The following is a 577-nucleotide window of genomic DNA, read 5'->3' on the forward strand; positions in this document are numbered from 1 at the left end:
AGGCGCAGGTAGGCCGCACCATGATCTTCAACGCGATGCTGGATTTCTTCACCGATTTCGACGTGCTGGCCCTGCCCGTGGTCGGCAACATGCCGCATCCGCAATCCGAGGAATGGGTGCGCAAAGTCGGCGGTCAGACCCTTTCGGGCTACATGGACTGGTTACGGTTCAACTTTCTGGCCACGACGGCAGGGCTGCCCGCCATGTCGGTGCCCGTTGGCATTGGCCCGCGGGGCATGCCAGTCGGCCTTCAACTGATCGGCAAGCCGCGTGGCGAGGCCGGGCTGCTGGCAGCGGCGCGGTTCGTCGAAATGGCGATGGGCGGGCCGCTGGCGCCGATCGACCCGATCATGGGCTAAAGCGTTTCGCGAAAAACCTGAGTCACAGAGTTTCGCGAAACGCAGAGCCACATATAGGCGTTGCACCCGTTTCGCCTTTTGCTGATGCCTCAGGTTGAAGGCGAAACGCTTTAGAGTATCCGTCTTGATCAAGCTGTTTTTGGCGTCCATTCTCGGTCTTGTCGGACGAGTGCGTTGGCCAGTTCGATGAGCTTTCGCATGAGGGCTGTCAGAGCGAC

The 577-nt window shown here is 60.5% G+C and carries 1 protein-coding gene; it reads left to right on the forward strand.

Going from position 1 to position 577, the window contains the following annotated elements; translation table 11 throughout:
• Positions 1-359 (forward strand): amidase family protein (locus V8352_RS21920; protein WP_336426350.1); only part of this gene is annotated, 359 nt, incomplete at its 5' end.
• Positions 360-577: the final 218 nt, after the last annotated feature.

Origin of the sequence: Roseovarius sp. D0-M9 (assembly GCF_037083805.1) — a bacterium.
In the GTDB taxonomy this organism is placed as follows: domain Bacteria; phylum Pseudomonadota; class Alphaproteobacteria; order Rhodobacterales; family Rhodobacteraceae; genus Roseovarius.